This window comes from Thermacetogenium phaeum DSM 12270 (genome assembly GCF_000305935.1).
Classification (GTDB): domain Bacteria; phylum Bacillota; class DSM-12270; order Thermacetogeniales; family Thermacetogeniaceae; genus Thermacetogenium; species Thermacetogenium phaeum.
Genome location: NC_018870.1, coordinates 661,142 through 678,700, shown reverse-complemented (window position 1 = coordinate 678,700; position 17,559 = coordinate 661,142). Strand labels below are relative to the sequence as shown.

Sequence of the window (17,559 nt, the reverse complement as noted above, 5' to 3'; positions counted from 1 at the left end):
TGCCGGTTTCATAACTCATTCGAATAACAGGGGTTGGTGGAGGAATTCGACCACCTCCAAGCCGGAGTTGGCCCCCGGCTCGCCCCCGTCTTTTCACTGACTCTATACCTTCAGGTAGCGGTGTACGGAGATAAAGCTCCCTATTATCCCCAATCCGGCCCCTGCGGCCAGAATACCCTCAAAGATCTTCAGCATCACCCTGCCGTCATTAACAAGAGGCAGGAAGGTAACGGTCTCCTGGAGCTTGGACACCAGAGTGTTGTAGGAAAAATAGAGGGCTCCGGCGGCGACCAGTGCCCCCACCCCGCCCAGGATGACCCCCTCGAGGAGAAAAGGCCAGCGCACGAACCAGTCGCTCGCTCCTACATACTTCATGATGTTGATCTCCCGGCGCCGCGCGAAGAGGGTCAGGCGGATCGTGGTGGCAATCAGAAAAACTGCACAGATACCCAGCAGGGCCACGACCGTCATCCCGATCATCCGAACCCAGCGCGTCAGCCGGAACAGCTTCTCCACCACCTCCTGCCCGTAGCGCACCTTCTCCACGCCGGGCAGCTGGCCTACGGCAGCGGCGACAGAGCCGACCTGCTGGGGTTCCCGCGTCCGTATCTTATAGGCATCGGGAAGGGGGTTCTCGCCTCCCAGGCTCTCCCGCAAATTGCTTCCCTCACCCATCTGGCGCTCCAGAGATCTCAAGGCCTCATCACGCGAAATAAACTGCACTTCCTCAACACCGGGAATGCCGGCGATTTTCGGCCGCAGGCCGCGCACCTCATCTTCCGGCAGCTCCTGTTTTAGAAAAACCATGATCTCCACGTTGGATTCGACCGTGCTGGCGATGTGTTCGGTGTTAACCACCAGGAGGATGGCGATCCCCAGGACAAATAGGGAAACGGCGGTGGTTCCTGCGGCAGCAAAATTCAACCAGTTATTGCGCTTGAGGGAACGAAAGGTCTCCTGGAAGATGTAGGCTACTACATTAAGTCGCACTGGCATATGCCCCCTGGTATTCGTCTCTGACGATGTTCCCGCGCTCCAGAGCGATAACCCGCTTCCGCAATGCATCGACTATTTCCCTGGCATGGGTGGCTACCAGCACCGTCGTCCCCTGGCGGTTGATCTCCTGGAAATAGTGCATGATCTCCCAGGAGGTATCCATATCCAGGTTGCCGGTGGGCTCATCGGCGATGAGGATCACAGGCCTGTTGACGAGCGCCCGGGCGATGGCCACCCGCTGCTGCTCCCCTCCGGAAAGCTGACGGGGATAATACTTCATCCGATCCTGGATCCCCATCTGCTGCAGGACTTCCGGCACCCGCTTCTTAATCTCCTTCCAGCCCGCCCCCACAACCTGCATGGCAAAAGCGACATTTTCGAAGACCGTGCGGTCCGGCAGCAGCCGGAAATCCTGAAAAACCATTCCTATCTGGCGTCGCAGCCCGGGCACCTCCCGGTGCTTCATCCTGACGATACTTCTCCCCCCGATGTAGATCTGCCCTTTCGTAGGGAGCTCTTCCCTGAAGATCAGCTTGATCAGGGTTGACTTTCCGGCACCGCTCGGCCCAACAAGGAAAACGAACTCGCCCTTCTCTATTTGAAGGGTGATCCCGGTGAGGGCCTTCACCCCGTTGGGGTACACCTTGGAGACGTTAAAAAACCTGATCACCTAAAATCACCCCTGTTACAACAGCTGCGTCGAATCGTAAGGCGAAAAAAGAAAACAACTTCCTCCTGTTGGAAGTTGTTTTCGACATAAAATGCGGATATCCTTTTAATTCATGCTTAATTTAAAAAATTCCTCTTCCGGTGATTTTTACCTTACCCCTGCCGCCCGGCGCCCCCTGACCCGGCGCACCGCCTGAGCTATGTGGGGAGCAGTTAAACCGAAGGCCTCGAGCAGTTTATCGGGGCTCCCCGACTCCCCGAAGCGGTCCCTGATCCCCACCCTTTCCAGAGGAACCGGGCAGTTTTCGCCGAGCACCTCGGCCACGGCGCTCCCCAGCCCTCCGTAGATGGAATGCTCCTCTGCGGTCACCACCGCCCCGGCTTTCCGCGCCCAGTTGATAACGGTCTGCTCATCCAGGGGTTTAATGGTGGAAACATTGACAACAGCCGTCTCCGTTCCCTCTTCCGCCAGTAAGACGGCGGCCTTGAGAGACTCGTAGACCATGATCCCCGTCGCGAAGATGACCGCATCCTCCCCCTCTCTTAAAACAGCCGCCCTACCGATCCGGAACTCGTAGTCGGCGCCGAAAAGCACCGGTACGGCAGGCCGCCCCAGCCTGATATAGACGGGGCCGCGGTATTCCACCGCCGCTTCCACCGCCCGGGCGGTCTCGGTGGCATCGGCGGGAACGATGACTGTCATGTTGGGAAGTGACCTCATCAGGGAAATGTCTTCTACAGATTGGTGGCTGGCGCCGTCCTCCCCTACCGTTATCCCGGCATGGCTGGCGACGATCTTGACATTCAAAGCAGGATAAGCGATGGAATTGCGCACCTGGTCGAAGGCACGCCCCACCGCAAACACCGCGAAGGTGCTGGCACAAGGGATTTTTCCCGCCAGGGCAAACCCCGCGGCAGTACCCATCAGATTCTGTTCGGCGATCCCCATATTGAAAAACCGCTCCGGGTAATGTTTGGCGAATTCGCTCGTTTTTGTCGATTTGGAGAGATCGGCGTCAAGCACCACCAGATCCCGGTACCTTTTTCCGAGCTCGACCAGGACGCGGCCGTAGGCCTCCCTGGTAGCGATCATCTCCCGGTTCTCGAGATTAAGAATATTCATTTCGCAATTTGTCCTCCTTTTAAACTCCGGACAGCTCGCCCAGCGCCTGCTCCGCCTGCTCCCTGCTGGGCGCCTTCCCGTGCCAGTCTGCAACGTCTTCCATAAAGGATACGCCTTTCCCCTTCACCGTCCTGGCGATGATCATCGACGGCCGGTCGTGAACCCCCTTCGCCCACTCAAAGGCCTCCAGCAGTTCCCGGAAGTCGTGCCCGTCGACCTCCCGGACCGCCCATCCAAAAGCCTCCCACTTATCCGGCAGCGGGAGGGGGGACATCACCTCCTGGATGCGGCCGTCAATCTGAAGCCCGTTGAAGTCAAGGATAGCGGTGAGGTTGCCGGCCCGGTAATGCGCCGCCGCCATCGCCGCCTCCCAAACCTGCCCCTCCTCGCTCTCGCCGTCACCGAGCAGTACGTAGACGCGGTAGTCCCTCCGGTCAAGCCTCCCCGCCAGGGCTATCCCCAGCCCCACGGAGAGCCCCTGCCCGAGGGACCCGGTGGAGGCCTCAACTCCCGGTGCCTTGTTGCGGACGGGATGCCCCTGCAGGCGGCTTCCCAGCTTCCTCAGAGTCAAAAGCTCCTCTCTGGGGAAAAACCCCCGTTCTGCCAGAGCGGCATAGAGGAGAGGAGCGGCGTGCCCTTTGCTCAGGATGAACCGATCGCGCTCCGGCCACTCCGGTTCCTCCGGCCTCAGGCGGAGAACATGAAAAAACAGGGCAGTCACGATTTCCACACCGGAAAGGCTCCCCCCCGGATGCCCGGAACCGGCCTCGGCCAGCATCCGGATAATGTCGATGCGAATCCTGCGGGCCTTCTCCTCAAGGTGCCACAACAGCTCTTCTTGTGCCGCTGCCATATCTTGAACTCCTCTCTGACTATTATAATTCCTGTTTGCGAAAATCCTTGAAACCCTCGCCCAGCACTTCATGGGCATCGGTTATAAAAACAAAGGCCTTCCTGTCAATCTCATAGATCAGTTCTTTCAACCGGCTCTCTTCGGTTTTTCCGATCACACAGATCAGAAGGGGGCGGCTTTCCCCTGTATACATTCCCCGGGCCTCCAGAGCGGTCACACCCCTCCCCAGCTGCTGGAAGACGGCCTCCGCTATCTCATTATGGCGCTCGGAGATGATATAGGCGGCCTTGGCAAAGCTGATCCCCTCCTGCACCAGGTCGATCGTCTTGCTGGTGATGAAAAGGGAGAGCAGGGCATAGAGGGCCAGCTCCGGATCAAAAAAGTACCCAGCCAGGCTGATCACCACAAAATCGGCAGCCAACAGCCCCTGACCCACGGTTACCGGAAGATACTTGTGCAGCAGGCGCGCTACCAAATCGGTACCCCCGGTAGTTCCGCCGGCCTTGAGAACTACACCCATCCCGATTCCGGCCACGATCCCGCCGTAGATGGCCGCCAAAAGCACATCATGGGTCATCACGGGAAGGCGCGCCTCCAGCAGTTCCACGAAAAACGAAGTAACTACGGCTCCGTAAAGGCTGCGGACAAAAGTCCGCAGCCCCAGCTCCCGGTAGGAAAGCAGAAATAGGGGGACGTTCAGGGCAAGAAGCACCCATCCTACCGGAATTCCGGCCAGATGAAACAAAATGATCGCCAGGCCGCTGACACCGCCGGCGGCGATCCTGTTGGGAACCAAAAAAATGTCTAGAGCTAGAGCAATGGCCAAAGAACCAACAGTAATCCAGATGTAAACCAAAACCAATCTTCGCAGGCGCAAAGAATCCCACTCCGTCCAGGTATTACCCCAGCTATATTTTTTACCGAACCCCCCTTTTTCACCCCTGCCCCGGCCTGTCAAAACTTTCTCTTTTTCCCGGGGATTATCGAAATGAAAGAAACCGCCTGCCTGAGGCTGCTCGGGTATGCGGCTTGTTAACGCTCGGGGAACTGTCGGAGGTAAGCCTCGATAAAGGGATCGATCTGACCGTTCATAACTGCCTGGACATTTCCCGTTTCCAGACCCGTCCGATGGTCCTTAACAAGGGTATAAGGCTCGAAGACATAAGAGCGGATCTGGTTGCCCCAGGCAATCTCCCGCTGCTCCCCGCGCAGCCTAGCCAGCTCCTCATCCTGCTCCTGTTTCTTCAGAGCCAGCAGCCGGGAGCGCAGCATGTTCATGGCGCGCAGCCTGTTGGCCAGCTGGGAACGCTCACTCTGGCACTGAACGACGATCCCCGTCGGCAGGTGGGTAATCCTTACCGCCGAATCGGTTTTGTTGACGTACTGTCCGCCGGGGCCGCTCGCCCGGTAAGTATCGATCCGCAGATCATCCGGATTGATTTCGATCTCCGTATCCGCCTCCACCTGGGGGATGACATCGACCGAAGCAAAGGAGGTGTGGCGCCGTCCGGAAGCGTCAAATGGGGAGATCCGGACCAGCCGGTGCACCCCCCGCTCCGCCTTCAGGTAACCGTAGGCATTGCGGCCGGCAACCAAAAAAGTAACGCTCTTAATCCCGGCCTCATCGCCGGGCAGGTAATCAAGCACTTCGACTTTAAAGCCGTGCTCCTGGGACGCCCAGCGCGTATACATGCGAAAGAGCATCTCTACCCAGTCCTGGGCTTCCGTTCCTCCCGCTCCGGCATGCAGCGATACCAAGGCATTCCTCTGATCGTAGGGGCCTGTAAAAAGATTGTCCTGCTCCCACCTTTCAAATGTCTTCTGCAAACTCTCCAGCCCCTCTGCCAGCTCCTCTTCCAGCTCCGGGTCGCCGGATTCCATGCTTAATTCCAGGAGCACCTGCAGTTCTTCGATCTCTTTCTTGATCTCCAGGTAACGATCGAGATCCTCTTTTAAATGCGCCGCCTCCTGCAGCACCTTGCGGGCCTGATCGGGATCGTTCCAGAAATCAGGAGCAGTCGTCAGTTTATCTATCTCTTGCAGCCGTTTTTCCCTGGCATCGATGTCAAAGAGAAACCCTCATTTCTTCAAACCTGCTCTGCAGCTGTTCCAGTTCCTTTTTGTAGTCCTTCAGCACACCCAGTCTCCTTTCTATTCATCGAGAAAACGGTGTTCTTTTGACAGTTCCGCCTGAATGCGGGCGTTGTGAAAATTAACGGCGATCGCATCACCCACTGCGTAGCCTGTCCGCATCCCAAAGCCCATCCGCAGCTTCACTACCGTAGATATTCTCCTGATCATTTCTTCTATAATCACCGGGTCGTCTACCTTCGTGATAACGGCATACTCGTCACCCCCGATGAGAGCAACGAGGTCGCGCTCACTTCCCGACCGGTTCACCCTGACCAGAGAGCGGATCAGCTGCAGAATGGAGGCTTTGATGTTTTGCACCTCATATTCCGTGTGCATCTTGACATAACTGCCAAAAGCCCTTAAATCGAAAAGAATAACGGTTTCATTCCCCGACAGGGTAACTCCTAGCAGTTTGAGGCGGGGGTCATCTTTGTCGGTAATCCCGATCACCAGGTCCCTGACAACCTCATACTCTATCCGGAGCGGATCGAGACCTGCTCCGGTGATCCCCCGAAATTTTCTCTCTATAGCACACAGCTGATCGAGAATGGCGATCACCTGCGCCAGATTGCTGCCCGGTGCTGCATACTGCTCCGGCTTGTAGTGGTAAATGTCCATCTTAACGATGCTGCTGAGATTGAGAGCGTCTCCCACCAGCTGGAGCGCCCGCGGCCTGATTCTGACATGGTGGTGGAGAACAACCGCCTCCAGGACCTCCTCGGGCTGGTTGTGCCTCCTGGCGATCTGATAACTCAACCCGATATGATCATGAAAGGGAACATACCAGTCCGCCCAGCTGATCCCGGGATAATGGTGGAGGAACAAAGGTGCCCTTCCTTTTTTCACAGCAGCGGGGTCAAATACCCTGTCATCCACCTCCGATCCTTTGCCCACATCGTGGAAAAGCACCCCTGCAACCAGATCCCCCCTGTTTATTTTCATGGTCTCCAGAACGTTGTCGGGTATGAAGGCGGCGAGTTCCAGCATCCGAATTACATGGTGCAGCTGGTTCTCTCCCGCAGAAACTACTTCAGCCAGCGCCAGGAGTTCCTTGATCTCAAAGACGCCATCCAGATAAGGAATTATCCTGGGCTTGAGCACACCGAGCATGGCCTTATAGTAAACTTCCCGCAGAGGGAGGTCATCGCACTGCTCCAATATGCAATTCCTTATGGCTGATACTTCCTTATCCACCGTTCTTCTCCCTAACAGCCACGGAGAAGGTTCTCTTTATCAAACAAAAATACTAAATAAATAGAGAGCCGGCTATGCTTGTTATTCCGCACCATATTATGGCTGTTTCTGTTAAAATACCCTATTGCCCCTCGGTGCTATTTATTTATCCACGAAATCCCTGTTTCCCTGCCAAATCCTGTTCTATTTTCCACAGCAGCGCTTATATTTTTTGCCACTCCCGCAGGGGCAGGGGTCATTTCTGCCTACCCGGCGCTCTGCCCTGACCGGCGTCCGTCGAACATCACCTTCACCCCTGCTCTCGACAAGCCGGTGCACTCTTCTCTCCTCCTTCGCCGGCACCAGCCGCACCCTGTAAAGATAACGAACCACGTCCTCCTGGATGCTTCTTATCATCTCCTGAAACATGTGATAGGCTTCGAACTTATACTCCACGAGGGGATCCTTCTGACCGTAAGCCCGCAAACCTATCCCCTGGCGCAGCTGGTCCATGGCATCCAGGTGATCCATCCACTTAGTGTCCACGACACGCAGCAGTATGAAGCGCTCCAGGTCGCGCATGGTCTCAGAGCCCAGCTCCTCCTCCCGCTCCTTCCAGTGCGCGAGGGCCTCCTCGACCAGCCTTTCCCGGATCGCCTCCCGTGAACCCAACTCTCTCAACTCTTCGGCAGTTATCTTCCCCGGCCGCAGAAAAACCTGCTCCCCGTAAGCTATGAGCTCCTCCAGGTCCCACTCCTCCGGGTATTTACCCGCAGCAGTATGGCGCTCCACCGCAGCCTCGACAACCTTGGTGATCATCTCCTGCAGCGACTCCCGCAGGTCCTCACCCATGAGAACCCGACGGCGCTGGCTGTAGATAACCTCGCGCTGCTGGTTCATCACGTCGTCGTACTCCAAAACGTGCTTCCGCATATCGAAGTTGCGAGACTCCACCTTCTTCTGGGCGGATTCGATGGAGCGGCTCACCAAGGGATGTTCGATGGGAATGCTGTCATTCATTCCCAGCTTATCCATGATCCCGGAAATGCTGTCCGATCCGAAGAGGCGCATCAGATCGTCTTCCAAGGAAACATAAAACCGCGAGGAGCCCGGGTCACCCTGGCGCCCGGCGCGGCCGCGCAGCTGGTTGTCGATGCGCCTGCTCTCGTGGCGCTCCGTACCGATGATGTGCAGTCCCCCAAGGGCAACCACTTTCTCATGCTCGGCATCGGTGTCTTTTTTAAACCTGTCCACGAGCCGGCGGTACTCCTGGCGTACAGCTGCCACTTCCGCGGAGGAAGGCTTACCGTACTCGGCCGCCTCGGCGACCACCTCCGGAGCAACTCCCCGGCGCAGCAGCTCCTCCTTGGCCAGATATTCCGGGTTCCCCCCCAGCAGGATATCCGTCCCGCGCCCCGCCATATTTGTGGCAATGGTCACCATTCCCAACCGACCAGCCTGGGCAACGATCTTCGCCTCCTGCTCGTGATATTTAGCGTTAAGTACCTGGTGGGGGATCCCCCGCTTTTTTAAAAGCCTGCTCAGCATCTCCGACTTCTCAATGGAGATGGTGCCGACCAGCACCGGCTGGCCACGCCGGTAACACTCGGCGATTTCCTCAACGACGGCAGCGAACTTCCCCTCTTCAGTGCGGTAGATCACATCCGGGTAGTCGCGACGGATCATCGGTTTGTGGGTCGGAATGACCACCACATCAAGGCCGTAAATCTTTCGAAACTCATCCTCCTCGGTAGCGGCAGTACCTGTCATGCCGGCCAGCTTCCTGTACATCCGGAAATAGTTCTGGAAGGTGATGGTTGCCAGCGTCTGAGATTCCCGCTCAATGCGGACACCTTCCTTTGCCTCGATGGCCTGGTGCAGCCCCTCGCTGAAGCGCCTCCCGTACATCAGGCGCCCTGTGAATTCGTCCACAATGATCACCTGGCCATCCTTGACCACATAGTCGCGGTCGCGCTTCATCAGAGCATGCGCCCGCAGGCCCTGGTAAACGTGATGCGCCAGCTCCAGATTTTCCTCATCGGAAAGGTTCTCTACGCCCAGCAGCTTCTCCACTTTCCTGGTGCCTTCCTCGGTCAGAGCAACGGTCTGCAGTTTTTCGTCAACCTGATAATCAACGTCCTTCTTAAGCCTAGGTATGACCTTAGCGATCCTGTAATAGAGATCGGTCGGTTTATCTGCCTGACCGGAAATAATCAGCGGTGTGCGCGCCTCATCGATGAGGATGCTGTCCACCTCGTCGACGATGGCGTAATTCAAAGATCGCTGCACGATCTCTTCCCGGCGCAGCACCATGTTATCCCTCAAGTAGTCGAAACCGAACTCGTTGTTGGTGCCGTAGGTCACATCTGCCGCATAGGCCTCTTTCCGCTGCCGGGCATCCAAACCATGAACGATCACGCCCACCTTAAGGCCGAGGAAACGGTAAATTCCTCCCATCCATTCGCTGTCCCGGCGCGCCAGGTAATCGTTGACGGTAACGATATGCACCCCTTCGCCTGTCAGGGCGTTGAGGTAGGCGGGCAGTGTGGCTACCAGGGTCTTCCCCTCGCCGGTCTTCATTTCGGCTATTCTCCCCTGGTGCAGGACAATACCACCCATCAATTGAACATCAAAGTGGCGCATACCCAGCACCCGACGGGAGGCCTCCCTGACGACGGCAAACGCCTCCGGCAGCAAATCATCCAGGGTTTCCCCATCGGAGAGCCGGCTCTTGAATTCATCGGTTTTGGCCCTCAGCTGCTGATCGGAAAGGGCCTTTATTTCACCCTCCAGGTCGTTGATCAGCTCAACCGTTTTCTGCAAGCGCTTGATTTCTCGCGCATTGTCATCAAAGAGGTTCTTAAGAGCACTCAGCATTTCCCTGCACCCTCTTTCTCCCAACCGTTTTCATTTTAACACCTCCTACCCCCACTGACAACCAGAACGACCGGGAAAGCTGGCAAACAATTTCGTCCTGTCAGGATGGCCGCCAACCTTACCGTCGCCGGGACGCCCTGCCGCAGAATGGCCTTTCCCGGTCAGGCAACAGAAACTTTACAACCCACTGGCTCAGCAAACATGCCGGGCAAACACGCATAAAGGCAGCCACTACGGCTGCCTTTATCTATCAACCTGATGGAACTCACTACATCTCCGGCTCGATCAGGCCGAGATTGCCGTCCTTCCTCCGGTAGATAACGTTTACCTGTCCCGTCTCAGAATTGGTGAAAACGAAAAAGTCATGTCCGAGCAAATTCATCTGCAGCACCGCCTCATCGACGGCCATCGGCTTCATGGCAAAGCGCTTCGTCCTGACGATAACCGGCTCCTCTCTTTTCTCGTTTTCCCCCATCGACGCAATCAGATCCTTCAGCCCCTGGTTGCGGAACTTGCGGTACAGCTTCGTTCGCTGCTTGTGAATCTGCTTCTCCAGCTTCTCGACGACGAGATCAACCGCTTCAAAAAAGTTCTCCCTGCTTACTTCTTCGCCGCGCAGAATCATGCCGCCGTTGAGGGGAATTGTCACTTCCACCGCAAAACCTTCGCCAACCGTCGAGACCGCAACCTGCGCCTCCTGGATGGAATCAAAATACCGGGTGAGTTTGGTCAACTTTTTTTCCAGATAACTCTTCAGTCCGTCGGTCACTGCAACATTCTTTCCCCGGATGGCGATTTTCACTTTAGCATCCACCCCCATAGAATATTTGTTAAATATTGCTTGTCTTTATTATTATTCCCTCGAAAGGAAAATAATCAATCAGCGGCAGCTTTGTTAAACAAAAGGACCCCGCCGCTTCGTCTCGGGGTCCCATCCTGCCAGCGTCCGATATCAAGGTGAGAGATCTCTATAACTTTATGACCTTGGAAGCCTGGGGACCACGGGCGCCCTGAACGATCTCAAATTCCACCCGCTCCCCTTCGGCCAAGGTCTTGAAACCCTCCTCTTGAATCGCCGAGTAGTGAACGAATACGTCTCCACCTTCGTCACACTCGATGAAGCCGTACCCCTTCTCCTTGTTGAACCACTTGACTTTGCCTAGCATTACTTTACATTCCTCCTAAAATTTGATCTCGCTAGCCGGCAGGCAGAACCAGGCTTAACGAGTGTCTTTATCATAACACAGTGTGCAAGACGTTGTCAATTTATTGCTCGGTTGCAATGTATTTATTACCATGCATGGTAAATAATATAATTTTAGACACAACAGGTTGCATCGGGTTATTTTGTTTTAATTTCGGATGTCGAAAAATGCTTCCCAAAAACTGGCTCTTATCAACATTAAGTTGTGGATAATGTGGATAAATCTGTTCATAACCTTCATTTTAAGCCAGATCCCCTGTGGATTATTTTGTGGACGCTGAAATATTTGTCATAATTATTGAAAGCCTGTCAGCTCATTTGTCGTAACACAGAGACATTCCTCAGAAATACTCCAGAACGACCTGGGCGATGTTATTGGCGTGATCCCCCACTCTCTCCAGGTTGTTGATGATATCGAGGAAGATCACACCGGATATCGGGTAGCAGATTCCCTTGTTGAGGCGGTGCAGGTGGTTCTTTCTCAGGATCTCCTCCATCCGGTCGATCAAAGGCTCGCTTTCGATCACCAGACGCGCTTTCTTTTTATCTTCATTTTGCAAAGCCTCGAGAGCGTTGTTATAAGAGCTGCAGACGAGTTGATACATGTCTTTCAGCTCCTTGAGGGCAAAATCACTGTAAGGCAGGTTCTCCTCGATGCGCGCCCTGGCCAGTTCGGCGATGTTCTCAGCGTGATCACCCACCCTTTCAAAGTCGTTGACCACATGCAGTAGCCCTGTATGCCTCCCCGAAAGAGCAGCAGTCATGCCCTTTTGAGACAGTTTGGCCAGATAAAAGGTAATCGCCCGCTCCAGCTCGTCCACCACTTCTTCGTCCTTGAAGGCCGATTCCAGCAGTTTTTCATTCTTTTCGTAGAATCCGTTCATGGCGGCTTCCAGGCTTCTCCCCGCAATTTTCGCCATTCTGATGATTTCTTTAGTAGCCAGGGAAAGGGCGACGGCGGGAGAATCCATCATCCTCTCATCCAGATAAATGGGTCCTTTTTCCTCGATTCTGACGGTGCCGGGAAGGATAAATTCGATAAACCTGGCGAAAGCACCGACAAAAGGAAGGAAGAGAAGAGTATTCAAGGTGTTGAAAGAGGTGTGGGCATTGGCGATGAGCCGCGCCGGCTGATCCGGGGAAATGAGATAGACGAATTCTTTAAACCAGGGGAGAAACGTTAAGAAAATGATCGTCCCCATGACATTGAACATCACGTGGGACAAAGCCGCCCTTTTGGCGTTGAGATTGGTGCCGATGCTGGACAGGACGGCAGTTATGCAGGTGCCGATGTTGTCCCCGAAGAGCACGGGTATCGCTGCTGAGAAAGGCATTATCCCTTCGCTGGCAAGGGCGATCAGCATGGCGATCGTCGCCGAACTGCTCTGAACGATGCAGGTGGTCAGTATCCCGACGAGAACCCCGAGGAGAGGGTATCTAGAAAAATTTGCTATAAGCTCCAAAAAGCCCGGGCTGTTTTTTAAGGGCGCTACCATCTCCGACATTACCGCCAGGCCGAGAAAAAGGATACCCAGCCCCATTATAAACTGCCCGATGTAGTGGTAGAGGCGCCTTTTGCTGAAAAAATAGATGCCAAACCCTACCGCAATGATGGGAAACATGTAGTCCGTCAACTTAAAGGCTATCACCTGGGCGGTTATCGTCGTGCCAATATTCGCCCCCATGATGATGCCGATGGCCTGCTTTAAGGTCATCAAACCGGCATTGACGAAGCCAACAACCAGAACGGTCGTGGCGCTGCTGCTCTGAATGGTAGCCGTGGTAACGGCGCCGAGGGCTACTGCAACAACAGGAAACCTGGTGACCCGTTCCAGCACCCTGCGGATTTTGTCGCCGGCGACTCTCTGCAGCCCCTCCCCCATTATTTTCATACCGAACAGAAATAAAGCCAGCCCGCCCAAGACGCCAAAGATAATTGTCAGCAAGAGAGCTCCCCCTTTTGCGTATCAATAACCAACTGTTCTATTTTTGACATCCTACCGCTTTTCCCTTTCGGCAAAAATAAGTTCGTCAACCAGAAAACTGTCAGCTGTTCTCCCGGAATACCGCCCTTCCCGGCCGTGCGACTGCGTTTCATAATAAATGCCCTGCATCAGCGCCCTGCTGCAGCCCGGCTCTGCATAAATCCCGCCAGCAGCTGAAAAGATATAAAAGGCAGGCTTTCACGCAAAATATTTCCGAGGAGGTCTCTTCATGGATATCCGAACCTTCGACCAGTGGATAGATACCCTCTCCACCGCTCTCGATACTGCAGAAAAAATCGGGCTGTCACATGCCCAGATCGAGAACTCCGCAAAAGTTTTCGGGGACTATCTGGCTGCTAACGTCGTCCCGGACGCCCCGGAAAACAAAGTGCTCAAAGCTCTCTGGGAGCACGGCAGCGAACAGGAGCGCCAGAGCCTGGCCAGCATGATGGTTAAGATGGTCCGGTCTTATAAAAAGAATAAAGTGCTATAAACCCTTTAACTCCAGCCTGCCACAACCGATTGCCTTGTCACCTTTCCTAAGATCAAGCTCCGGGGGACAACTCCCGGGGCTGCTCCCTCTCGATTCATCCCCACCCGTGGCGCTCTGCAGAGAACAGACTCCTTGCCGGCTGAGCAGGCGAAAAATGCAACTCCTAGTACTCCTGTCCCCTCATCATCAAGCGTGGAGCGTAACCGGTTTTGTCATCCCGTGCCCAGTTTACCAGTATGTAGGCCAGAGGGGTTCCCCCCAATGCTTCAAAAAGAACCTTCACGGCATACTGGGCCAGGATCATACTGATCAAAACGGAATTCGGAACCGTCCCGGCAAAAGCAATGGTTATAAAAATACCCGTATCGACAATCTGCCCCACAAGGGTAGAACCTATCGTTCTGACGAAGAGGAGCCTGATTCCCGTCAAGGCCCTAATTCTTTCCAGTGACCAGCTGTTCAGCAGCTCCCCTGCCATATAGGCGATGAAGCTCCCCGCCACAATCCTCGGAACGAAGCCAAAAATCGCCATGTAAGCTTCCTGGTGCGGCCAGACCGGAGCAGAGGGAAGAAGGCCGCCTAAATACGTGAAAACCACCATCCCCAGATTTGCCAGGAACCCGGCGTAAATAACCTTCCTGGCATAGCGGAAGCCCCACACTTCTGTGAGAACGTCCCCCAACATGAAGCAGAAGGGATAGACCACAACCGCCGCAGGGAGAACGAAGGGACCGGCAGCGATCAATTTCGCCGCCAGGGTATTGCTGATCAAAAGCGCTGCCACGAAGGATACGGCCACGATCTCTCGTTTGCTCATCCCGATTTCCCCTTTCCACCACCAAAATACACCTGCAACGGCAGCAGGTAGAAAAAATTCTCACTCCTTATCCTCTTCAATTCCGTTGCTCTCCAGCGCCCCACCGCCGCCATTGCGCCGGCACCTTCCACGAAAACGGTGCCTTCCTCCGTGCCCCGGGCCGCCCCAGCTATGATCATACTCCTCGCTGCACCTGGGACAATACCCTTCTCCCTCCACCCAGGCAGCAGCGCGGGGCACCTCAAATTCACGGCCGCACCGGACGCACTTGAACGGCCGTGACTGCATGATGTATTCGCCGCCCTCAATGCGGATCGCTTTTCCTTCCACCAGAGCCCCGGCGATCTTCGATCTGGCAGCATATAAAATACGCTGGAACGTCGTCCGGGCAATTCCCATCCTTTCGGCGCACTGCTCCTGATCCATTCCCTCCAGATCCTTCAGGCGAAGGGCTTCAAACTCCTCTACAGATATCTTTACCTCATCCAGTTCCCGCAGAGGAACTCCCGCCGGTTTGTAGTAACTGGCCGGGGGGAAATAGCCCACCAGACATTTTTTTCTCTTTCTCGGAATGTTCATCACCCCCAGGAGTAGAGAGCAAAGCCCTTAATTCGTTTCTGGCACTACCCGCGACTAGTTAAATCACGGCCCAGCTGCTTTCAATATAAATACCTACATCCACCGATTTTCGCAATAAGGAACGCTGCCAAACCTATTTTACCACTTCTACGGCCCTTCTACATACACCTTTCTCTCCTGGGGATCCCAGCGGGTCCTATCCCCGTAAGCCTTCGCAACGTCGTCAATCCAGACGAATGTCCTGTTCTCCAGGATAATACCGGTGATCATCCTGCCGCGGACGCTGACGTGAACCAGCGGATATCCCTTAACCGGCGGTGGCGGCGGGATCTGATATCCCAAAAAGCCGGCGGTGCTCCGGGCCATCGCCCAGGCCAGGCGGTCTTGAAAGGCCGGGTCGCCCAGCAGCCTTTCCTCTTCGGGATTGCTGATAAAACCCATTTCTACCAGGACGGCAGGCATACTGGTCTTGCGCAGGACGTAATAGTCAGCGAATTTAACCCCTCTGTCAGGGAAACCGGTTGCCTCAACAAGCCCCTTCTGGATCGCCCTGGCCAGGCGCTCCCCCTCTCCCCCCGGTTTATAGGCATAGGTCTCCACGCCGCGCGCTCCTTCTGCGGCGGCATTGCAGTGGAGAGAGATAAAGTAAGATGCCCGCCAGGTCTCGGCAATCCTCACCCGCTCCACCAGGTCGGCGGATTCACTCTCTCCAAGATGGCGGTCATCCCTTCTGGTCAATCTGACATTGGCAACCGGCTCCAGATATCTGAAGAACAGCTTAGCCACGGCCAAATTGACATCCTTCTCCCTCGTGCCACCCGGGCCGACCGCTCCGCTGTCGGCTCCTCCATGCCCGGGATCGATGACAATCCTCACAGCAATACCTCCTCTAGCGCAGTCTGTCTTTTGCCTGCTGCGGAGCAGCTCGGAAACTGTCCCCGCCATTTTCTCAAAGGAAAGGCCGCCGTGAAACCTCGGCTCACCGTCCCCCTGCTCGCGGCCGCTGCAGATCTACCCCCCTTTTGATTTCGCTGCAGGAGACGCAGATCCTTTGCGGCTTCCGGCCGCTTCCACTTGAGGCCGCTTGTCAACCGTAGGAGGGGCGTTGTAAGATAGTACAGGAAATATATACCTTGGAGGCGAATGACTTTGAGGCTAGGTGCCGCTCAGATGTTCATCACAAACAGCGTCGCCACAAACACCTCCACCATCCTTCGCACGGCTGAAGAGGCCAGGCTCAAGGGGGTCGACCTACTGGTTTTTCCGGAAATGTGTCTAACGGGATACGACAAGAAAACCCTGGGACAGCCTGGCATCGAGGAGGAACTGGGGCGTGCTCTGGAGCTGATCGGAAGCCAGGTAGAGAAATTAAAAATCGGCCTTATTATAGGAAGAGCAGAATTTAAAGACAGGAAAATGTACAACGCTGCTTCCGTGATTCTGCCCGACGGGGTCAAATACACCTACTACAAAATCCACCTGACCGCTGCCGAGGAGAAATTCTTCACCCCCGGCACCCAACCCCTGTCCTTCACCTATAACGGGCATAGATTCGGGGTGATCATCTGCCGCGACCAGAACTACCCCGAACTGGCCAGAAGCAGCTGCCCCGAAGGGACGAGCGCCCTCTTCATCCTTTCCGCCCATTATTATAATCCGGCAGAGGCCCGCTGGAAACTAACCAAAAACCGGGCGCTACCCATAGCCAGGGCGGTGGAGAATCACTGTTACGTTCTTCTGGCCAATGCCGTAGGCAGCCACATCGGCCTCATCAGCCTGGGCAACAGCCTGATCGCCGACCCGGAGGGAGCGCTCGTTGCCCTCGCCGACGAAGCCTCGGAAACCTTAATTACCTGTGACATCCCCGGCGAGCACCCCCAATTAGCTCCCGGTGATGAGCGGGCTGTTTAATGAGCAGAAAGAATTGGCCCGGAAAAGAAGCCGCGATCAGAAAATGCCCGCCTCCTCAGGCGGGCATTTCCGTCGGCGGCTATCAACCTCAACCCTCGACGGCCTTTCCCCTTCCGGCAGGGGAAACGCTTTTCTTTCGATGCTTCTCGTGAAAATCTGCAGGCCTGTAACCGGTGATCATCCCTTTGATATTGGCTATCCCCTCGCTGAAATCCAGGTAGATGTGCGCCGCCACGCAGTAGACGAAGATCCAGGCAACGGCGTAGTGGATAATGCGGATGATGTTTGCCCCTCCTACCCAGTAGGCCCAGCTGTTCAACGTCGTCGGCATGTAGAGGATGAAGCCGGTGATGATCTGGATGAGCAGAAGAGGGACGAAACCGGCGTACATCATCTTCTGGCCGGGGTTATATTTTTCCCCCCAGTCGGGAAGCTCATCGCTCAGGAAGAGGTAGTACTTCATCAGTTTAAACATGTTGGGAATATCCGCAAAGCGCGGCTTGAAGTTCCTGTAATCACCGCTCACGAAGGCGTAGTAGAGCCTTCCCACCAATCCGGCAATAACCGTGTACATAAAGATGAAGTGGAGCTTGCGGGCCACATTCATAGATGGAAAAATGTACGACCAGAACCCATCAGGCGTATGGATATAAAACCCGGTGGCCAGCAGCATGAAGATAGAGATGCAGTTCCACCAGTGAAAGAACCTGACCGCCAGCGTATGCCGATAAACCATTCTCTTCATT

The 17,559-nt window shown here is 55.2% G+C and carries 17 protein-coding genes; 2 read left to right on the top strand and 15 right to left on the bottom strand.

The window, feature by feature from the left end; genetic code table 11:
• Nucleotides 1-102: 102 nt before the first annotated feature.
• The 11 genes from ftsX to TPH_RS03260 all read right to left on the bottom strand — a co-directional run bounded on the left by ftsX (nt 103) and on the right by TPH_RS03260 (nt 12,974).
• On the bottom strand, nt 103-996 hold the full coding sequence (ftsX, locus tag TPH_RS03310; protein WP_408033287.1) for a permease-like cell division protein FtsX: 894 nt from the start codon (nt 994-996) through the stop codon (nt 103-105).
• Nucleotides 980-1,666: a cell division ATP-binding protein FtsE gene (gene ftsE, locus TPH_RS03305; protein WP_015049804.1), complete on the bottom strand. Its 687-nt coding sequence runs from the start codon at nt 1,664-1,666 to the stop codon at nt 980-982. The genes ftsX and ftsE overlap by 17 nt, the downstream gene beginning before the upstream one ends.
• Nucleotides 1,667-1,813: 147 nt before the next feature.
• Nucleotides 1,814-2,788 (bottom strand): transketolase family protein, encoded by a 975-nt coding sequence (locus TPH_RS03300; RefSeq protein WP_015049803.1) that lies wholly within the window; start codon nt 2,786-2,788, stop codon nt 1,814-1,816.
• A 19-nt stretch (nt 2,789-2,807) separates the two neighbouring features.
• On the bottom strand, nt 2,808-3,641 hold the full coding sequence (locus TPH_RS03295) for a transketolase (protein WP_015049802.1): 834 nt from the start codon (nt 3,639-3,641) through the stop codon (nt 2,808-2,810).
• A 22-nt stretch (nt 3,642-3,663) separates the two neighbouring features.
• The gene (locus tag TPH_RS03290; RefSeq protein WP_015049801.1) at nt 3,664-4,518 is read right to left on the bottom strand and encodes a YitT family protein; all 855 of its coding nucleotides are present in this window, start codon (nt 4,516-4,518) and stop codon (nt 3,664-3,666) included.
• A 155-nt stretch (nt 4,519-4,673) separates the two neighbouring features.
• Nucleotides 4,674-5,778 (bottom strand): peptide chain release factor 2 gene (prfB, locus tag TPH_RS03285; protein ID WP_236608816.1). Its coding sequence is split into 2 segments (ribosomal slippage): nt 4,674-5,708 and nt 5,710-5,778, totalling 1,104 coding nucleotides; the frame shifts between segments, so codons are not numbered across the junction.
• Between the two features lie 14 nt (nt 5,779-5,792).
• Nucleotides 5,793-6,968, bottom strand: coding sequence for an HD domain-containing protein (locus TPH_RS03280; protein ID WP_015049799.1), 1,176 nt, complete (start codon nt 6,966-6,968; stop codon nt 5,793-5,795).
• A gap of 183 nt (nt 6,969-7,151) precedes the next feature.
• Nucleotides 7,152-9,824, bottom strand: a complete 2,673-nt coding sequence (secA, locus tag TPH_RS03275) for a preprotein translocase subunit SecA (protein WP_015049798.1) — start codon at nt 9,822-9,824, stop codon at nt 7,152-7,154.
• Between the two features lie 268 nt (nt 9,825-10,092).
• Nucleotides 10,093-10,626, bottom strand: a complete 534-nt coding sequence (hpf, locus tag TPH_RS03270) for a ribosome hibernation-promoting factor, HPF/YfiA family (protein ID WP_015049797.1) — start codon at nt 10,624-10,626, stop codon at nt 10,093-10,095.
• 166 nt (nt 10,627-10,792) lie between these two features.
• Entirely contained in the window at nt 10,793-10,990 is a 198-nt protein-coding gene (locus tag TPH_RS03265) for a cold-shock protein (protein ID WP_015049796.1), read from the bottom strand.
• Nucleotides 10,991-11,369: 379 nt separating this feature from the next.
• Nucleotides 11,370-12,974 carry a Na/Pi cotransporter family protein gene (locus TPH_RS03260; RefSeq protein ID WP_015049795.1) on the bottom strand — a complete coding sequence of 535 codons (1,605 nt, stop codon included), beginning with the start codon at nt 12,972-12,974 and terminating at the stop codon, nt 11,370-11,372.
• A 268-nt stretch (nt 12,975-13,242) separates the two neighbouring features.
• Here TPH_RS03260 and TPH_RS03255 point away from each other — a divergent pair, with 268 nt between their 5' ends.
• A complete protein-coding gene (locus tag TPH_RS03255) occupies nt 13,243-13,506 on the top strand; it encodes a DUF3243 domain-containing protein (RefSeq protein ID WP_015049793.1) in 264 nt (87 codons plus the stop codon).
• Between the two features lie 163 nt (nt 13,507-13,669).
• Here the strand turns inward: TPH_RS03255 and TPH_RS03250 are convergent, their stop codons facing one another.
• The 3 genes from TPH_RS03250 to TPH_RS03240 form a co-directional block, all read right to left on the bottom strand.
• Nucleotides 13,670-14,323, bottom strand: a complete 654-nt coding sequence (locus TPH_RS03250) for a queuosine precursor transporter (protein ID WP_015049792.1) — start codon at nt 14,321-14,323, stop codon at nt 13,670-13,672.
• 60 nt (nt 14,324-14,383) lie between these two features.
• Nucleotides 14,384-14,902 carry a DUF134 domain-containing protein gene (locus TPH_RS16435; protein ID WP_049886069.1) on the bottom strand — a complete coding sequence of 173 codons (519 nt, stop codon included), beginning with the start codon at nt 14,900-14,902 and terminating at the stop codon, nt 14,384-14,386.
• A 147-nt stretch (nt 14,903-15,049) separates the two neighbouring features.
• The gene (locus TPH_RS03240) at nt 15,050-15,778 is read right to left on the bottom strand and encodes an N-acetylmuramoyl-L-alanine amidase family protein (RefSeq protein WP_015049790.1); all 729 of its coding nucleotides are present in this window, start codon (nt 15,776-15,778) and stop codon (nt 15,050-15,052) included.
• A gap of 273 nt (nt 15,779-16,051) precedes the next feature.
• On the opposite strand from TPH_RS03240, the gene TPH_RS03235 reads away from it, so the two are divergent.
• Nucleotides 16,052-16,813, top strand: coding sequence for a carbon-nitrogen hydrolase family protein (locus TPH_RS03235; protein ID WP_015049789.1), 762 nt, complete (start codon nt 16,052-16,054; stop codon nt 16,811-16,813).
• Between the two features lie 88 nt (nt 16,814-16,901).
• On the opposite strand, the gene cybH is transcribed toward TPH_RS03235, so the two are convergent.
• Nucleotides 16,902-17,558 (bottom strand): Ni/Fe-hydrogenase, b-type cytochrome subunit, encoded by a 657-nt coding sequence (gene cybH / locus TPH_RS03230; protein WP_015049788.1) that lies wholly within the window; start codon nt 17,556-17,558, stop codon nt 16,902-16,904.
• Between the last annotated feature and the right edge of the window lies 1 nt (nt 17,559).

What these genes read in the sequence shown, in the direction of transcription:
- TPH_RS03300 (WP_015049803.1), bottom strand. Translation starts at nt 2,788, where the DNA reads ATGAATATTCTTAATCTCGAGAACCGGGAGATGATCGCTACCAGGGAG.
- TPH_RS16435 (WP_049886069.1), bottom strand. Translation starts at nt 14,902, where the DNA reads ATGAACATTCCGAGAAAGAGAAAAAAATGTCTGGTGGGCTATTTCCCC.
- TPH_RS03255 (WP_015049793.1), top strand. Translation starts at nt 13,243, where the DNA reads ATGGATATCCGAACCTTCGACCAGTGGATAGATACCCTCTCCACCGCT.
- cybH (WP_015049788.1), bottom strand. Translation starts at nt 17,558, where the DNA reads ATGAAGAGAATGGTTTATCGGCATACGCTGGCGGTCAGGTTCTTTCAC.
- secA (WP_015049798.1), bottom strand. Translation starts at nt 9,824, where the DNA reads ATGCTGAGTGCTCTTAAGAACCTCTTTGATGACAATGCGCGAGAAATC.
- TPH_RS03250 (WP_015049792.1), bottom strand. Translation starts at nt 14,323, where the DNA reads ATGAGCAAACGAGAGATCGTGGCCGTATCCTTCGTGGCAGCGCTTTTG.
- TPH_RS03295 (WP_015049802.1), bottom strand. Translation starts at nt 3,641, where the DNA reads ATGGCAGCGGCACAAGAAGAGCTGTTGTGGCACCTTGAGGAGAAGGCC.
- ftsX (WP_408033287.1), bottom strand. Translation starts at nt 996, where the DNA reads ATGCCAGTGCGACTTAATGTAGTAGCCTACATCTTCCAGGAGACCTTT.
- TPH_RS03265 (WP_015049796.1), bottom strand. Translation starts at nt 10,990, where the DNA reads ATGCTAGGCAAAGTCAAGTGGTTCAACAAGGAGAAGGGGTACGGCTTC.